The sequence below is a fragment of the Enterobacter cloacae complex sp. P18RS genome (genome assembly GCF_014982105.1).
In the GTDB taxonomy this organism is placed as follows: domain Bacteria; phylum Pseudomonadota; class Gammaproteobacteria; order Enterobacterales; family Enterobacteriaceae; genus Enterobacter; species Enterobacter hormaechei_C.
This window is the reverse complement of the sequence record NZ_JADCKV010000006.1, coordinates 468908-484842: the sequence shown is the minus strand read 5'-3', so window position 1 is coordinate 484842 and position 15935 is coordinate 468908. Positions and strand designations below refer to the sequence as shown.

The 15935-nt window shown below is 53.0% G+C and carries 20 protein-coding genes and 1 other annotated feature; of the genes, 8 read left to right on the top strand and 12 right to left on the bottom strand.

What is annotated here, in order from left to right; genetic code table 11:
• Window positions 1-20: 20 nt before the first annotated feature.
• The 9 genes from btuC to thrS all read right to left on the bottom strand — a co-directional run bounded on the left by btuC (window position 21) and on the right by thrS (window position 8276).
• Entirely contained in the window at window positions 21-1001 is a 981-nt protein-coding gene (btuC, locus tag INF61_RS04705) for a vitamin B12 ABC transporter permease BtuC (protein ID WP_023303523.1), read from the bottom strand.
• Between the two features lie 103 nt (window positions 1002-1104).
• Window positions 1105-1404, bottom strand: a complete 300-nt coding sequence (gene ihfA / locus INF61_RS04700) for an integration host factor subunit alpha (protein WP_003857805.1) — start codon at window positions 1402-1404, stop codon at window positions 1105-1107.
• A 4-nt stretch (window positions 1405-1408) separates the two neighbouring features.
• Window positions 1409-3796, bottom strand: coding sequence for a phenylalanine--tRNA ligase subunit beta (pheT, locus tag INF61_RS04695; protein WP_015570734.1), 2388 nt, complete (start codon window positions 3794-3796; stop codon window positions 1409-1411).
• A gap of 15 nt (window positions 3797-3811) precedes the next feature.
• The gene (gene pheS / locus INF61_RS04690) at window positions 3812-4795 is read right to left on the bottom strand and encodes a phenylalanine--tRNA ligase subunit alpha (protein WP_003857809.1); all 984 of its coding nucleotides are present in this window, start codon (window positions 4793-4795) and stop codon (window positions 3812-3814) included.
• Between the two features lie 62 nt (window positions 4796-4857).
• Window positions 4858-4982: a sequence feature (Phe leader region), on the bottom strand.
• On the bottom strand, window positions 4933-4977 hold the full coding sequence (pheM, locus tag INF61_RS04685) for a pheST operon leader peptide PheM (protein ID WP_001386830.1): 45 nt from the start codon (window positions 4975-4977) through the stop codon (window positions 4933-4935). Its footprint overlaps the feature before it by 45 nt.
• A 117-nt stretch (window positions 4983-5099) precedes the next feature.
• Window positions 5100-5456, bottom strand: a complete 357-nt coding sequence (rplT, locus tag INF61_RS04680; protein WP_000124850.1) for a 50S ribosomal protein L20 — start codon at window positions 5454-5456, stop codon at window positions 5100-5102.
• A 50-nt stretch (window positions 5457-5506) separates the two neighbouring features.
• On the bottom strand, window positions 5507-5704 hold the full coding sequence (gene rpmI / locus INF61_RS04675) for a 50S ribosomal protein L35 (RefSeq protein ID WP_001124225.1): 198 nt from the start codon (window positions 5702-5704) through the stop codon (window positions 5507-5509).
• Between the two features lie 97 nt (window positions 5705-5801).
• Window positions 5802-6344: a translation initiation factor IF-3 gene (gene infC / locus INF61_RS04670; RefSeq protein ID WP_023616141.1), complete on the bottom strand. Its 543-nt coding sequence runs from the start codon at window positions 6342-6344 to the stop codon at window positions 5802-5804.
• Between the two features lie 3 nt (window positions 6345-6347).
• Window positions 6348-8276 carry a threonine--tRNA ligase gene (gene thrS / locus INF61_RS04665; protein ID WP_003857814.1) on the bottom strand — a complete coding sequence of 643 codons (1929 nt, stop codon included), beginning with the start codon at window positions 8274-8276 and terminating at the stop codon, window positions 6348-6350.
• Between the two features lie 321 nt (window positions 8277-8597).
• Here thrS and yncL point away from each other — a divergent pair, with 321 nt between their 5' ends.
• Both yncL and yniD read left to right on the top strand, forming a co-directional pair.
• On the top strand, window positions 8598-8690 hold the full coding sequence (gene yncL / locus INF61_RS04660; protein WP_017384656.1) for a stress response membrane protein YncL: 93 nt from the start codon (window positions 8598-8600) through the stop codon (window positions 8688-8690).
• Between the two features lie 98 nt (window positions 8691-8788).
• A complete protein-coding gene (gene yniD, locus INF61_RS04655) occupies window positions 8789-8896 on the top strand; it encodes a small membrane protein YniD (protein ID WP_003857815.1) in 108 nt (35 codons plus the stop codon).
• A 149-nt stretch (window positions 8897-9045) separates the two neighbouring features.
• Here yniD and INF61_RS04650 read toward each other — a convergent pair whose 3' ends face one another.
• Entirely contained in the window at window positions 9046-9279 is a 234-nt protein-coding gene (locus INF61_RS04650; protein WP_193547553.1) for a hypothetical protein, read from the bottom strand.
• A 263-nt stretch (window positions 9280-9542) separates the two neighbouring features.
• Complete coding sequence (locus tag INF61_RS04645) at window positions 9543-10301, bottom strand: YdiY family protein (protein WP_026080717.1); 759 nt, start codon at window positions 10299-10301, stop codon at window positions 9543-9545.
• Between the two features lie 296 nt (window positions 10302-10597).
• Between INF61_RS04645 and pfkB the strand changes: the two genes are divergently transcribed.
• The 3 genes from pfkB to INF61_RS04630 all read left to right on the top strand — a co-directional run bounded on the left by pfkB (window position 10598) and on the right by INF61_RS04630 (window position 12878).
• The gene (gene pfkB / locus INF61_RS04640) at window positions 10598-11530 is read left to right on the top strand and encodes a 6-phosphofructokinase II (protein WP_193547552.1); all 933 of its coding nucleotides are present in this window, start codon (window positions 10598-10600) and stop codon (window positions 11528-11530) included.
• A gap of 91 nt (window positions 11531-11621) precedes the next feature.
• Entirely contained in the window at window positions 11622-11912 is a 291-nt protein-coding gene (ghoS, locus tag INF61_RS04635; RefSeq protein ID WP_003857822.1) for a type V toxin-antitoxin system endoribonuclease antitoxin GhoS, read from the top strand.
• Between the two features lie 105 nt (window positions 11913-12017).
• Window positions 12018-12878: a fructosamine kinase family protein gene (locus INF61_RS04630; RefSeq protein WP_017693590.1), complete on the top strand. Its 861-nt coding sequence runs from the start codon at window positions 12018-12020 to the stop codon at window positions 12876-12878.
• A gap of 36 nt (window positions 12879-12914) precedes the next feature.
• Here the strand turns inward: INF61_RS04630 and INF61_RS04625 are convergent, their stop codons facing one another.
• A complete protein-coding gene (locus INF61_RS04625; RefSeq protein ID WP_015570741.1) occupies window positions 12915-13451 on the bottom strand; it encodes a YniB family protein in 537 nt (178 codons plus the stop codon).
• A 141-nt stretch (window positions 13452-13592) separates the two neighbouring features.
• Between INF61_RS04625 and hxpB the strand changes: the two genes are divergently transcribed.
• The 3 genes from hxpB to INF61_RS04610 all read left to right on the top strand — a co-directional run bounded on the left by hxpB (window position 13593) and on the right by INF61_RS04610 (window position 15840).
• Window positions 13593-14264, top strand: coding sequence for a hexitol phosphatase HxpB (gene hxpB / locus INF61_RS04620; protein ID WP_003857825.1), 672 nt, complete (start codon window positions 13593-13595; stop codon window positions 14262-14264).
• Window positions 14265-14392: 128 nt separating this feature from the next.
• Window positions 14393-15154, top strand: coding sequence for a 2-dehydro-3-deoxy-D-gluconate 5-dehydrogenase KduD (gene kduD, locus INF61_RS04615; protein WP_017384658.1), 762 nt, complete (start codon window positions 14393-14395; stop codon window positions 15152-15154).
• Between the two features lie 95 nt (window positions 15155-15249).
• Window positions 15250-15840, top strand: a complete 591-nt coding sequence (locus INF61_RS04610) for a metal-dependent hydrolase (protein WP_015570742.1) — start codon at window positions 15250-15252, stop codon at window positions 15838-15840.
• Window positions 15841-15935: the final 95 nt, after the last annotated feature.

Genomic DNA, 15935 nt, shown 5'->3' with positions numbered 1-15935 from the left:
GTTGACTTACAGGTTGTGTTTTAACGTCCAGCTTTTAATAGTAGCCAGATAAAGACCGGCGCGCCCAGCGTTGCGGTCACCACGCCTATGGGCAACTCAGCGGCCGTCAGGGCGAGCCGGGCGATGATATCGGCAATCAGCAGCGTTGCCGCCCCGGCAACCGCCGAGGCCGGGAGCAGGGTTCGGTGGTCCGTAATGCCGCACAGGCGCAGCATATGCGGGATCACCAGCCCAATAAAGCCAATCGCCCCCGCCAGCGCCACGCTTACGCCTACCATCCAGCCAATGGCGATAACCAGCACGTTGCGCCAGAATCCAATCGGCATCCCGAGCTGGCGAGCAGACGTTTCGCCCAGCGCGAGAATATTAAGAGGCTGCGCCTGGAACGCCGTCCACAGGATGACCGGGATCAGGAGCACCATCAGCCACCCCTGACGCCAGTCAACACCCCCAAATCCCCCCATCATCCAGTACATTAACTGGCGCAGATCGAAGGAGGTAGAAAAGTAGACGGCCCAGGTCATCAGCGCACTACAGATGATCCCCAACGCTACCCCGGCAAGCAGCAGCCGACTGGTGGATAAGTGGCGGCGGGCAAAGCGCAGAAGGATAAGGGTTATCAACAGCGCGCCAAGGATGGCGCTGAGGCTAATCCCCCAGCCGGAGAGCTCGCCTCCCCCCAGCATCACGGCGGCGATAAGCCCGACGCCTGCGCCATTTGACACCCCGAGAAGCCCGGGTTCCGCCAGAGGGTTTTCAAATAATGCCTGCATGATCGTGCCGCACAGCGCTAGCGCAGCGCCAACTAAAAGGACAGCCAACGTCCGCGGCAGGCGGATCTGCCATACAAAGAGCTGTCCTTCAGGCGTAAACCAGCTTTCCGGCCCCAGCCACCGATCGCCCGCACACAGGCTGACGGTGGTGGCGACAATCAACAGCACCCCGAGCAGACACAGGCGGCGAAGATCGGAGCGGTGCTGGCGGCGGGCAAGATCAAGCATAGACGATAGGTTATCCGGTTGAGATATCATTGATTTTACGGCGGGTTTAGCAAATAGCGCAAAGAAAAAAGGCCGCGTGAGCGGCCTTTTTAGTTAGTTCATATTACTCTGCTTTGGGCGTTGCGTTTTCGACACGGCTTTTTAACTTCTGTCCGGGTCTGAAGGTCACCACGCGGCGGGCTGTAATGGGAATATCTTCCCCCGTCTTCGGGTTACGGCCCGGACGTTGGTTTTTGTCTCGCAAATCAAAATTGCCAAAACCGGAGAGTTTAACCTGCTCACCATTTTCCAGAGCACGACGGATCTCTTCGAAAAACAGCTCTACCAGCTCTTTGGCATCCCGTTTGCTAAGCCCAAGCTTATCAAACAGATATTCTGACATTTCAGCTTTTGTAAGCGCCATAGGTTCAATCCCTCAATGATGCCTGGAATCGCTCTTTTAATGCCTCTACACATTTGGCGACGGTAGCGGCAATCTCCTCTTCTTCGAGTGTACGGCTGGTATCCTGAAGGATAAGGCTAATAGCGAGGCTCTTGAAACCTTCTGCTACGCCCTTGCCGCGGTACACGTCAAATAAGTTTACGCCAACTACCTGATTTACGCCAACTTTCTTACATTCGGCCAAAATATCTGCTGCGGGCACATTTTCAGCGACCACAACCGCGATATCACGGCGGTTTGCCGGGAAGCGGGAGACGTCCTGCGCCTGAGGAATGACGCGGTCTGCAACCGGGTTCCACTCCAGTTCGAATACGATGGTACGGCCATTCAGATCCAGCTTACGTTCCAGTTCCGGGTGAACAACCCCAATGAAACCAACACGTTTGCCGTCTAAATAGATCGCCGCACTCTGACCCGGATGCAGGGCTGGAATCGCTTCTGCGCGGAATTCAATTTCGGATAATTTACCGGTCAGATCGAGAATCGCTTCCAGATCGCCCTTCATATCGTAGAAATCAACCGTCCCTTTTGCCAGGTCCCAGTGCTCTTCAAAGCGGTTACCGCTGATGGCGCCGGCCAGCATGAGATCCTGACGGATGCCTAAATTCGCCTGAGTATCCGGTACAAAGCGCAAACCGCTTTCGAAAATACGCACGCGGTTTTGCTGACGGTTCTGGTTATAAACGATAGTACCCAGCAGTCCCGTCCACAGGGACAGACGCATCGCTGACATCTCGCTGGAAATCGGGCTTGGCAGGATCAGCGCTTCCTGACCCGGGTGGATCAGCTGTTGCAGCTTAGGATCAACGAAGCTGTAGGTGATCACTTCCTGGTAGCCTTTGTCGTTCAGCATGGTTTTCACACGCTTCAGAGACAGATCGGCCTCGCGATGGCTGCCCATCACCAGACCCGCCTGCACCGGCTCGTCAGGGATGTTGTTGTAGCCGTAAACGCGGGCCACTTCTTCCACCAGATCTTCCTCGATCTCCATGTCAAAACGCCAGGACGGCGCAACGGCTTTCCACTCGTCCTGACCCTCAGTAACTTCGCAGCCCAGACGCGTCAGAATGTCGGTCACCTGCGCATCGGCAACGTGGTGACCAATCAGACGATCCAGTTTGCTGCGGCGCAGGGTAATGGTCGCACGCTTCGGCAGCGTCGCTTCGTTGGTCACATCAATAACCGGACCCGCTTCGCCGCCGCAGATGTCGATCAGCAGGCGAGTCGCACGCTCCATCGCTTTGTATTGCAGCGCAGGATCCACGCCACGCTCGTAGCGGTGAGAAGCATCAGTGTGCAGACCGTGACGGCGTGCGCGGCCGGTGATGGAGAGCGGGCTGAAGAACGCGCATTCCAGCAGGACGTTTTGCGTCTCGTCGTTGACGCCAGAGTGCTCGCCGCCGAAGATCCCGCCCATCGCCAGCGCTTTGTTGTGATCGGCAATCACCAGGGTGTCAGCGTTCAGTTTCGCTTCGCTGCCGTCCAGCAGAACCAGGGTTTCGCCCTCTTTCGCCATGCGCACGACGATCCCACCTTCGATACGATCTTTATCAAAGGCGTGCATTGGCTGGCCCAGCTCCAGCAGAACATAGTTGGTGACGTCGACGACTGCATCGATAGAACGGATACCGCAGCGACGCAGTTTCTCTTTCATCCACAGCGGGGTTGGCGCTTTAACGTTAATACCTTTCACCACACGACCGAGGTAGCGTGGGCAGGCCTCAGGCGCGTCTACCTGTATCGGCAGCACGTCACTGATGGTTGCCTCAACCGGAGCGATCTCCGGCACGTTCAGTTCAGTCTGGTTCAGCACGGCCACGTCGCGGGCCACACCAATGATGCCTAAACAGTCAGCACGGTTTGGCGTTACGCTGATTTCGATGGTGTTGTCATCAAGCTTCAGGTATTCGCGGATATCAGTACCAACTGGCGCATCCTGCGGCAATTCAATAATGCCGGAGTGATCGTCGGAAATACCCAGTTCGGAGAAGGAGCACAGCATGCCTTCAGACGGCTCACCGCGCAGCTTAGCCGCTTTGATTTTGAAATCGCCCGGCAGCACCGCACCGACGGTCGCCACGGCCACTTTCAGGCCCTGACGGCAGTTTGGCGCACCGCAGACGATATCCAGCAGACGGTCACCGCCCACATTGACTTTTGTTACGCGCAGTTTGTCAGCGTTAGGGTGCTGACCGCATTCAACCACTTCACCCACGACCACGCCGGTGAAGGCGCCAGAAACCGGCTCTACACCGTCAACTTCCAGACCCGCCATGGTGATCTGGTTGGAAAGCGCGTCGCTGTCCAGCGTGGTGTTCACCCATTCGCGTAACCACAGTTCACTGAATTTCATTGTTCTGTCCTGCCCTTATTTAAACTGTTTGAGGAAACGCAGATCGTTTTCGAAGAACGCACGTAAGTCGGTTACGCCGTAGCGCAGCATGGTCAGACGCTCCATACCCATACCGAACGCAAAGCCGGAATACACTTCCGGATCGATACCCACGTTGCGCAGCACGTTTGGATGCACCATGCCGCAGCCCAGCACTTCCAGCCATTTGCCGTTTTTACCCATCACGTCAACTTCCGCAGACGGTTCGGTGAACGGGAAGTAGGACGGGCGGAAGCGAACCTGCAAATCTTCCTCAAAGAAGTTGTTCAGGAAATCGTGCAGCGTGCCTTTCAGGTTGGTAAAGCTGATGTTTTTATCAACAATCAGACCTTCCATCTGGTGGAACATTGGGGTGTGGGTCTGATCGTAGTCGTTACGGTATACGCGACCCGGCGCGATGATGCGGATTGGCGGCTCCTGCTCCTTCATAGTACGGATCTGAACGCCGGAAGTCTGAGTACGCAGCAGACGGGTAGCGTCAAACCAGAAAGTGTCGTGGTCAGCACGTGCCGGATGATGGCCAGGAATGTTCAGGGCATCGAAGTTGTGGTAGTCATCTTCAATTTCCGGGCCAGTCGCCACGGTAAAGCCGAGCTCACCGAAGAAACTTTCAATACGATCGATAGTACGAGTCACCGGATGCAGACCGCCGTTTTCAATACGACGACCCGGCAGAGAAACGTCAATCGTTTCTGCCGCCAGACGCGCATTCAGTACTGCGCTTTCCAGCTCGGCTTTACGCGCGTTCAGCGCCTGCTGTACCTGCTCTTTGGCTTCGTTAATCACTGCACCGGCTGCCGGGCGCTCCTCTGCTGGCAGTTCACGCAGGGTAGTCATCTGAAGGGTCAAATGCCCTTTCTTGCCCAGATATTCGACGCGGACATTGTCTAACGCGGCAACATCTGAGGCCTGGTTAATGGCGGCCGTTGCACTGGCAACCAGCTCTGCGAGATGTGACATGGTTTTCCTCATTATGTCGGTGCAGACACCGAATTGTTGGACGTATTCTCTTAACTTCAGGCACAAAAAAAGCCTCCATCGGGAGGCTTATCTGGCGCTGTTTTTCGTTTCATCTTTCACGCGCTAGCCTCCTGAAGTCAGGTGCTAAAGTAAAAGAAGAAGCGGAAAATAGCAGCATTCATGCTTGCGTTACCTTGTAGGGTAAAAACCGTTAAGACCTTATTGAAAAGCCTGCACGGATAAATGTCAATCTTCTGATGGTGTTAAATGAAAAGAGGAGGCAAAGCCCCCTCTCTCAACTGGCTTATGCCAGTGCTGCTTTCGCTTTTTCGACCAGAGCGGTGAACGCTACTTTGTCGAATACTGCGATGTCAGCCAGGATCTTACGGTCGATTTCAACAGAGGCTTTTTTCAGGCCGTTGATGAATTTGCTGTAAGAAATACCGTTCTGACGTGCTGCTGCGTTGATACGCGCAATCCACAGTTGACGGAACTGACGCTTACGCTGACGACGGTCACGGTAAGCGTACTGACCTGCTTTGATAACAGCCTGGAAGGCAACGCGGTATACGCGTGAACGCGCACCGTAGTAGCCTTTAGCTTGTTTCAAAATTTTCTTGTGACGTGCACGTGCAATTACACCACGTTTTACGCGAGCCATGTGTGCTCTCCTGTATCTATTCTAAGTTAAAAAAGTTAAACGTTAACGACTTATGCGTACGGCAGGCACGCGATGACCAGGCCCAGATCGCCTTTAGAAACCATGGCTTTTGGACGCAGGTGACGTTTACGCTTGGTAGCTTTCTTAGTCAGAATGTGACGCAGGTTAGCGTGCTTGTGCTTAAAACCACCTTTACCGGTTTTTTTGAAGCGCTTAGCAGCACCGCGTACGGTCTTAATTTTTGGCATTTTAATAACTTCCACTTCGCATTGTTAAATAAACGAAACATAGGCGAACAAAACCTATGGGGCCCGAAGGCTCCACAGATTTTGCTGCTTGAAGGCCTTACTGTTTCTTCTTAGGAGCGAGCACCATGATCATCTGGCGGCCTTCGATCTTCGTAGGGAAGGATTCGACTACTGCCAGTTCACTCAGATCGTCACGGACGCGGTTAAGCACTTCCATACCAATCTGTTGGTGGGCCATCTCACGACCGCGGAAACGCAGCGTGATCTTGGCCTTATCGCCATCTTCCAGAAAGCGAATCAGGCTGCGGAGTTTTACCTGATAATCGCCATCGTCGGTACCAGGACGGAATTTAATTTCCTTAACCTGGATAACTTTTTGCTTCTTCTTCTGTTCCTTAGAAGACTTACTCTTTTCATAAAGGAACTTGCCGTAGTCCATGATACGACAAACTGGCGGTTCGGCGTTAGGGCTGATTTCAACTAAATCTACTCCAGCTTCTTCAGCCTTTTCGATCGCTTCTCTCAGACTCACAATCCCCAGCTGCTCGCCTTCCAGACCTGTTAAGCGAACTTCCTGGGCGCGAATCTCGCCATTGATACGATTCGGACGTGCCGTTTGAACTCGTTTTCCGCCTTTAATACCTTATTCCTCCAGTTGTTGAAGACTGCGGCTGCGAATCTCTTGTTGCAGCTTCTCAATCACTTCACTTACGTCCAGGCTCCCCAGGTCTTTACCACGGCGGGTGCGAACGGCAACTTTGCCTGCTTCCACCTCTTTATCACCACAGACCAACATATACGGGACACGACGTAAAGTGTGCTCGCGGATTTTAAAGCCAATCTTCTCATTTCTCAAGTCTGCTTTTACGCGAATGCCCGCATTTTGTAGTTTCTGCGTCAATTCTTTAACGTAATCCGCCTGAGAATCGGTAATGTTCATCACCACTACCTGCACTGGCGCAAGCCAGGTTGGGAAGAAGCCCGCGAACTCTTCGGTCAGGATGCCGATGAAGCGCTCCAGTGAACCGAGAATCGCACGGTGAATCATAACCGGCACCTGACGCTCGTTGTCTTCGCCAACATAAGAGGCGCTTAAACGCTGCGGCAGGGAGAAGTCCAGCTGTACCGTTCCGCACTGCCATGCGCGATCGAGGCAGTCATACAGGGTAAATTCAATTTTCGGACCGTAGAATGCGCCCTCGCCCAGCTGGTATTCGAACGGAATACCGTTCTCTTCCAGCGCGACGGCGAGATCCGCCTCTGCGCGATCCCATGTCTCATCGCTGCCGATACGTTTTTCCGGACGCGTTGAGAGTTTGACCACGATCTTCTCGAAGCCAAAGGTGCTGTACATATCGTAGACCATACGAATACAGGCGTTAACTTCTTCACGGACCTGATCTTCAGTACAGAAGATATGCGCATCATCCTGAGTAAAGCCACGAACACGCATCAGACCGTGCAGCGCACCTGATGGCTCGTTACGGTGGCAGCTACCGAATTCCGCCATACGCAGCGGCAGATCGCGGTAGGATTTCAGACCCTGGTTGAAGATCTGAACGTGGCCCGGGCAGTTCATTGGCTTGATGCAGTATTCACGGTTCTCAGACGAAGTGGTGAACATCGCATCTTTGTAGTTGTCCCAGTGGCCGGTTTTTTCCCACAGCACACGGTCCATCATGAACGGGCCTTTCACTTCCTGGTACTGGTACTCTTTCAGCTTGGAGCGCACGAACGTTTCCAGTTCACGGAAGATAGTCCAGCCGTCGTTATGCCAGAACACCATCCCCGGCGCTTCTTCCTGCATATGATACAGGTCAAGCTGCTTACCGATTTTACGGTGGTCACGCTTAGCCGCCTCTTCCAGGCGTTGCAGGTACGCGTTCAGGGCCTTCTTATCGGCCCACGCGGTACCATAAATACGCTGCAACATTTTGTTGTTGCTGTCGCCACGCCAGTAAGCGCCTGCGATTTTCATCAGTTTGAAGTGATGACAGAAGCGCATGTTCGGCACGTGCGGTCCACGGCACATGTCGACGTATTCCTGGTGATGGTACAAGCCAGGCTTGTCATCATGAGCGATGTTTTCATCAAGAATCGAGACTTTGTAGCTCTCGCCGCGCTTCACGAAGGTTTCACGCGCTTCGTGCCAGCTGACTTTCTTCTTAATGACGTCATAGTTGGTTTCGGCGAGCTCGTGCATTCGTTTCTCGAGCGCGTCGATATCTTCCTGAGTCAGGGTGTGGTCAAGGTCAACGTCGTAGTAGAAACCGTTGTCGATAACCGGGCCGATCGCCATTTTGGTGTTTGGCCACAGCTGCTTAATAGCATGGCCTAACAGGTGCGCACAGGAGTGACGAATGATCTCCAGACCTTCTTCGTCTTTCGCGGTGATGATCGCAAGCGTTGCATCGCTTTCAATCAGATCGGACGCGTCTACCAGCTCACCGTTTACGCGACCTGCGATGGTTGCTTTTGCAAGTCCAGGACCGATATCCAGGGCAACATCCATTGGGCTAACAGCATGGTCGAAATGGCGTTGGCTGCCATCAGGAAGAGTAATTACAGGCATTTTATATCCTTATTTGCAGTGATGCCCCACACATAAGAGCATATACAAAGAAAATAATCGTGATTAAACAGTAGATTACGAAACCATCTGACCAACAATCGTCAAATTGGTTCGTCATCATGCACCTGCCGATTCAGATAAATGCGAATTTACGGCAAGCAGGGTAATGGTAACACTATTGAAAGGGCGAATGCACCTTCTGCGACCGTTTGAACCGTTCATCCTTTTGTCTGCGTTCATGAACTTTTGCTGACGGAGGCTCGCAATCCGAAAGTGCTGAGCTATTCTTGACTTGGTCCTTAAACATCGAAGGGGTATCACATGAATGTATCCAGCAAAACCGTTGTGATATTGAATCTACTTTCCGCTGCTTGCCTGGTATTGATTCTGGCTGACAGATTCCATTGGTTTTAAGCCGAACCGGTGTTCCGGCATAACCTGTTGTCCAGGGTTGAGCGCTTTCTGGCGCAGATTTTGGTAGACTAAGGGTATCAACTGACAAGGATTAGGTTATGCCAACAAAAAGATTTGCCGTGAAGCACTGGAAAATGGTCGTGGTGTTAATTGCTATTTGCGGCGCGATGTTGCTGCTGCGCTGGGCCGCAATGATCTGGGGCTAATATTTTGTCAGCTAAAACGTGCCGTGAATTTACTGAATAAATCTTAACTATCTTTACGATAATTTATGGTCCAAAACCGGTACGTCATAATCCGGTTTTCGACAGGCTGTGACAGCGTATATATTCCGTCACACGTGGCAGTTGAAATATCAGGACCACTCACCCGCCACCAGCTTGTGTACATCAAATGCATCATTCATTGACTGGCCGGTAGACTGAGAGTCAGGGGCAATGTTGGAGCCTGCTTCTACATCCGAGGCTTTAGCGATCCCAATTGGGCTGTTAACGTCACTGGCAGGTTGCGTCATATTATCAGCAGCAAATACGCCAAATGAAAGTGCGGAAAGCACCATCGCTGCTGTAGCGGTTTTGATTTTTTTCATAATTTTATTCTCATACTTATTTAATGCGATATGCCTGAGGCGAGTTTTTCGCCTGTGCCGTAAGTGTAGATCTGGATCACATTCTTGCCTAGTCAAATTATTTATCAATTCGTGTCAAATAAACTGAATAAGCCCTGGCCGGCTAATTATGGAGAAATTATGAAGATGAAACCAGACCCATTATTTTAAAACGCCGTTTAATATAAATAAGCACAGTTTCAGAAAATAAAAAACGGGCCGAGAATAATCCCGGCCCGACGATATTACATTTTATAACCTAAAGAAATCGTGGTTCGGCGATCGGTATGTTCCGGTGCAGAATCAGGTGGTGATGAGTTCCAGGTTACGTTGTACGCCACCTTGAGTCCAAAGTGTTCGTTGATGGCCACGTTCAACGCACTTTCTGAGTTCAGCGTTGTATCTTCAGCACCAAACACCGACACACCCTGGGTGAATTTTGCGTTGTCCGTCATCTGCCATGCATAGGTGCCCGATGCATAACCCAGCGGCTGGGTTTCATCTTCGCCGTTGGTGTACTCGTCGTAACGGACACCCGGACCGAATTCAAAACGCAGGCTGTGCACCGGCCCATTGAGGAACTGACGACCATAACCCGCAGTTACGACATCACGCTGGCGATAGCCGTTGTAGCGGTCAGTCAGCCAACTCGCCTGCCCGAACAGGTAGTCATAATCGGTCATGTTGTATCGGCTACGTCCGCCTACCGCGTATTTCTCCGATGAGCGTTGATCGTTAGCAGAGGTGTTGCTGGCATTTCCCCACAGCGACCAGGCCGTGGTGTTGCCGTACCAGGTCAGGGTGCTGTCTGCGGTCAGGGAGGAGCTTTTCGTATTACCGGATTGCGCCAGATACCCGGCATTCACGTTACCTTCAAAGGGTTTTTTGGCAGTGGAGGGATCGTCCATGACAGTAAAAACGGTATCATCGGCGGTTGCATTCAGTGACGCAAATACGCCACCCGCCAGCATCAGTGCTGCGGGTACTGTCTTCAAAAGCTTCATTTTATTTAAGGAGTCCGTACAACATAAAAAGAGACCGTCACGGTCTCGGAAACTTTCTTGCGGATCAATGACAAGGCGACCATAGAAAGGTAACAAATTATAAAAAGCCGCAAATAACATAGCAATATTTTCTTCTTTCATTTTTTGAATAAGAACGATCCCAAAACGTGTTTTATTTTATATGCCCGGCGCAGGTTATTTGTCAGCATTCATATTTAAAATCATACTGTTATTTACGTTGCCTTCCTGCCAAACGGTGCCAGGCTTAAAAGAACCCATGATAAAAGGAGGTCATGATGGCTTCGATTTATACGCTGACACTCTCCCCTTCCCTCGACTCCGCGACCATGACGCCGCAAATCTACCCGGAAGGTAAGCTGCGCTGTAGCGCGCCGGTGTTTGAGCCGGGCGGCGGCGGCATTAACGTGGCGCGCGCCATTACCCATCTCGGCGGAAAAGCCACCGCCATCTTCCCCGCTGGCGGCGCCACGGGAGAACATCTGGTGGCGTTGCTGGCAGATGAACAGGTTGCCGTAGACACCGTCGACGCTAAAGACTGGACCCGGCAGAACCTGCATGTCCATGTTGAATCCAGCGGCGAGCAATATCGTTTTGTGATGCCGGGGGCGAAATTGACCGATTATGAGTTTCGTCAACTGGAAGAGAAAGTGCTGACCATTGAAAGCGGCTCATTACTGGTGATCAGCGGTAGCCTGCCGCCGGGCGTCAAAACAGAAAAACTGACGGCGCTGGTTCAGGCGGCGCTCCAGCGCGGCATCCGCTGCATTGTCGATAGCTCGGGCGAAGCCCTGAAGGCGGCGTTAGAACCCGGACAACTTGAACTCGTTAAACCTAACCAGAAAGAGCTCAGTGCCCTGGTTAATCGAGAACTCAGCCAGCCTGATGACGTTCGTACTGCCGCAGAAGAGCTGGTACGTACGGGCAAAGCGCATCGCGTTGTGGTCTCTCTCGGTCCTCAGGGTGCGCTGGCCGTCGACAAGACGGGCTTTGTACAGGTTGTGCCACCGCCGATGAAAAGCCAGAGCACCGTGGGTGCCGGTGACAGTATGGTTGGCGCGATGGTGCTGAAGCTAGCGCAGGGCGCTTCGCTTCTGGAGATGGCACGCTATGGCGTCGCGGCAGGGAGTGCAGCCACCATAAACCAGGGAACGCGTCTGTGTTCGCTTGCGGATACCCAGAAAATTGTCGATTACCTGGCGAGAAGCTGAACCTGCTTCCCCTTCCCAGGGAGGGGGAAGTCGCTAAACAGGGCATATCGACTATGCTAAGAAAACTTTCAGGATAACAACGAGGTGAATTATGAGCAGTGGTGATATCACCCGCTACGTCGTAACCGTGAATATTCATGAGGCGTCGCTGACCGAACTGAATGAACTCAACAACGCGTTCACGCGCGCCAATTTTCTGCTCACGCTGACGGACGATGAGGGCAATATTCACGATCTCGGCTCACTGGCATTTGGCCTGATAAGCCCGCTGAGTCAGGAAGAGGTGAAGGCGCTGGCCAGTAGTCTGGTGGAAAGCGTGACTGACAAAGCCACGGAAATTGATGTGGATAGCTGGGAAAACTGGCATAAAAAAGAACAATAAGTGCCCTGTACAAAATTAAACCGCTCAGTTGTGCGTTAGTTCCTGTTTTTTTATAGCCGTTTTGCGCTAACTTTATGATCTGGCAGACAACATGGGAGAGACATCATGTGGCAGGCTATCAGTCATCTTTTAAGTGAGCAGCTGGGTGAAGGTGAAATTGAACTGCGTAACGAACTGCCAGGCGGAGAGATCCATGCCGCATGGCATTTACGTTACGCCGGGCGCGATCTTTTCGTTAAATGTGATGAGCGTGAATTGCTCCCCATTTTTACTGCCGAAGCCGATCAGCTTGAGCTGTTATCGCGCAGTAAAACAGTCACCGTTCCGCAGGTTTTAGCCGTCGGTAGCGATCGTGACTATAGCTTTCTGGTGATGAACTATCTTCCCGCGCGCCCTCTGGATGCGCACAACGCCTTTATTCTCGGGCAACAGATCGCCCGTTTGCACCAATGGAGCGATCAACCTCAGTTCGGGCTCGATTTTGATAACGACCTCTCCACTACCCCACAGCCAAACGCATGGCAGCGCCGCTGGTCGACCTTTTTCGCCGAGCAGCGCATCGGTTGGCAGCTGGAGCTGGCCGCTGAAAAGGGATTAGCGTTCGGCAACATCGACGCGATTGTTGAACACATTCAGCAGCGTCTGGCTTCGCATCAGCCTCAGGCTTCCCTTCTGCACGGAGATTTATGGTCAAACAACTGTGCACTTGGGCCTGATGGTCCCTATATATTTGACCCGGCCTGCTACTGGGGCGACAGAGAATGTGACCTCGCAATGCTGCCGTTGCACTCTGAACAGCCGCCGCAAATTTATGATGGCTATCAGTCTGTCTCGCCGTTACCTGCGGGTTTCCTTGATCGTCAGCCGGTTTATCAGCTGTACACCTTGATAAACCGGGCTATTTTGTTTGGCGGGAGTCATCTGGTGAATGCCCAGCGGGCGCTGGACCGCATTCTGGCGGCATAGCGGGAGGGGGCGGCTTCACGCCCCTTCCCTTAGGATTTACAGGAAGCCAAGCAGCGTAAAGAAGAAATACCCGGCCACAATGATAATGACCGGCAGGATGTAGAGCGGGAAAAACTGCACAAAAATGGTATGACGCGGAACGACAATGCGCGATTCGATCTGCTCGCGGCTCATCCCGTCAGGGCCTTTCGCCTTCTCAAGGATCAGCTGGTCTTCCACCCCTTCGCGCAAAAAGCGGGTCTGGCGACTCATGCGCGCGCCGGAAGCCTGCAACGCCATCGCGATAAATATCAACGCATAGATTATCCAGAAACCGACATTCAGCTGGTGGTGAAAATCCGGCGTGGGCGAGTTGAACCAGAAGACGTTCAGGAACGGGGTGTTAAACCGCATCATCTCAATCATGACGTGCGCAAAATCAAGCATGACGGCATTGATGCCCGGCTGTTTTTCGCTGTGATCGTACATAAATTTGAGTACGGAGATCAGCGTTGAAATCAGGGCGGGAATGAAAATAACCCAACCAGCAATACGTTTTAAGACCGCGATGCGTCCAGCTTGTTGATACGTCATTAGTTCCTCTTCATAAAGACGCGTTATTTGTGCCTAAGTCTACCTGCTGTCGGTCATTTTCGCCCGCTCTTTGAATGCAATATGCTAAATTGCTTGTGCTTAGCACCGTTTGTCTTACCCCCAAGATAAGGAGATGTTGTAATGTCGACCCCGCGCCAGATACTTGCCGCTATTTTTGACATGGATGGATTGCTGATTGATTCCGAACCCCTGTGGGATCGGGCTGAACTGGACGTGATGGCCAGCCTCGGCGTCGATATCAGTCGTCGTAACGAGCTTCCCGATACCCTGGGGCTGCGCATCGATATGGTGGTTGACCTCTGGTATGCCCACCAGCCATGGGTTGGCCCGGATCGCGACGAAGTAACGGCGCGCATTATCAACCGCGCTATCTCCCTCGTAGAAGAGTATAAGCCGCTGTTACCGGGCGTACGCGACGCTATCGCCCTGTGCAAGGCGCAAGGGCTGAAAGTGGGGCTGGCCTCCGCCTCACCGCTGCATATGCTGGAAAAAGTGCTGACGATGTTCGGGCTGCGCGACAGCTTCGACGCGCTGGCCTCGGCCGAAAAGCTTCCTTACAGCAAGCCACATCCGCAGGTATATATGGACTGCGCCGCGAAACTGGGGCTGGATCCACTTACCTGTGTGGCGCTGGAAGATTCGGTTAACGGCATGGTGGCGTCCAAAGCCGCACGTATGCGCTCCATCGTTGTGCCGGCTGAAGAAGGCCGACACGATCCCCGTTTTGCCCTCGCGGACGTCAGGCTGACGTCTCTTGAAGAATTGACTGCCCGCCATCTGCGCGGGGAGTAACGCTCTTTCAGGCAGCTTCGGCTGCCTGCCTCGCCAAATCAAAACAACGTTTTACTTTATTTGCTTTTCTCATTCCAGACTCCTATTCTTACGTGCAGAATGACAATAACCTGACTTCTGAGGCGCGTATGATACTGGATGCTTTTACTCTGGCAGGAAAAGTGGCGATGGTGACCGGGTGCGATACCGGTCTGGGACAAGGTATGGCCATTGCCCTCGCCCAGGCAGGATGCGATATCGTGGGGGTTAACCGCAAGGTTCCTGACGAAACGGCAGCGCGCGTTACGGCGCTGGGACGACGCTTTATCGCGATTCGCGCCGATCTTGGCAAGCAGGAGAGTATTCAGAGCGTGGTGGATACCGCAGTCGCTGAGATGGGCCGCATCGATATTCTGGTTAACAATGCCGGCACCATCCGCCGTGCCGATGCGCTGGAATTTAGCGAGAAGGACTGGGACGAGGTCATCGATCTCAATCTGAAATCGGTCTTTTTCCTCTCTCAGGCAGTGGCGAAACAGTTTATCGCGCAGGGTCAGGGCGGCAAGATTATTAACATTGCCTCCATGCTCTCCTTCCAGGGCGGCATCCGGGTGCCCTCCTATACGGCGTCCAAAAGCGGCGTGCTGGGCCTCACCCGCCTGCTGGCGAACGAATGGGCAACGCTGGGCATTAATGTGAATGCTATTGCGCCGGGTTATATGGCGACCAATAACACCCGGCAGCTTCGCGATGATGAGCAGCGCAGCCAGGCGATCCTCGACCGTATTCCGGCGGGTCGCTGGGGTCTGCCGGAGGATTTACAGGGTCCGGTGGTGTTCCTGGCCTCGTCGGCCTCTGATTACGTTAACGGTCATACCCTCGCCGTAGACGGTGGCTGGCTGGCGCGCTAACCGTGCGTTTGTGACAAAGAGTTACACCGTCACCTCTTTCACACACTGTATAAAAACCCTATACTGTATGAATCGACAGTTTACCGGGTTTTATCATGACGGCGGAAGGCCACCTGCTTTTTTCACTTGCCTGTGCAGTGTTTGCCAAAAACGCTGAACTGACCCCTGTGCTGGCACAGGGGGACTGGTGGCATATTGTCCCTTCCGCCGTGCTGACCTGCCTCCTGCCGGACATAGATCATCCAAAGTCATTCCTTGGCCAGCGGCTGAAGTGGATTTCAAAACCCATCGCCAGAGCCTTTGGTCATCGCGGGTTTACCCACAGCCTGCTGGCCGTCTTCGGCCTGCTTACACTCTTCTATTTGAAGGTTCCGGAGAGCTGGATCGTCCCGGCGGATGCCATTCAGGGCATGGTGCTCGGCTACTTAAGCCATATCCTCGCCGATATGCTGACGCCAGCGGGCGTACCGCTGCTCTGGCCCTGCCGCTGGCGTTTCCGTCTGCCAATCCTCGTGCCGCAAAAAGGCAACCAGCTGGAGCGCGTTCTGTGTATGGCACTGTTTGCGTATGCCGTGTGGATGCCGCAGACATTGCCCGAAAATGGTGCAGTGCGCTGGTCATCGCAAATGATCAACTCGCTACAATTTCAGTTCAATCGTTTTATTAATCACCAGATTGAACATTAAACCGACAATATAATCACTTTTGTCATAAACCATTCCATATGGATATAAGCGCGACATCACACTTCTGATAACCTTGCGCCAACAGGTTCGGTAAA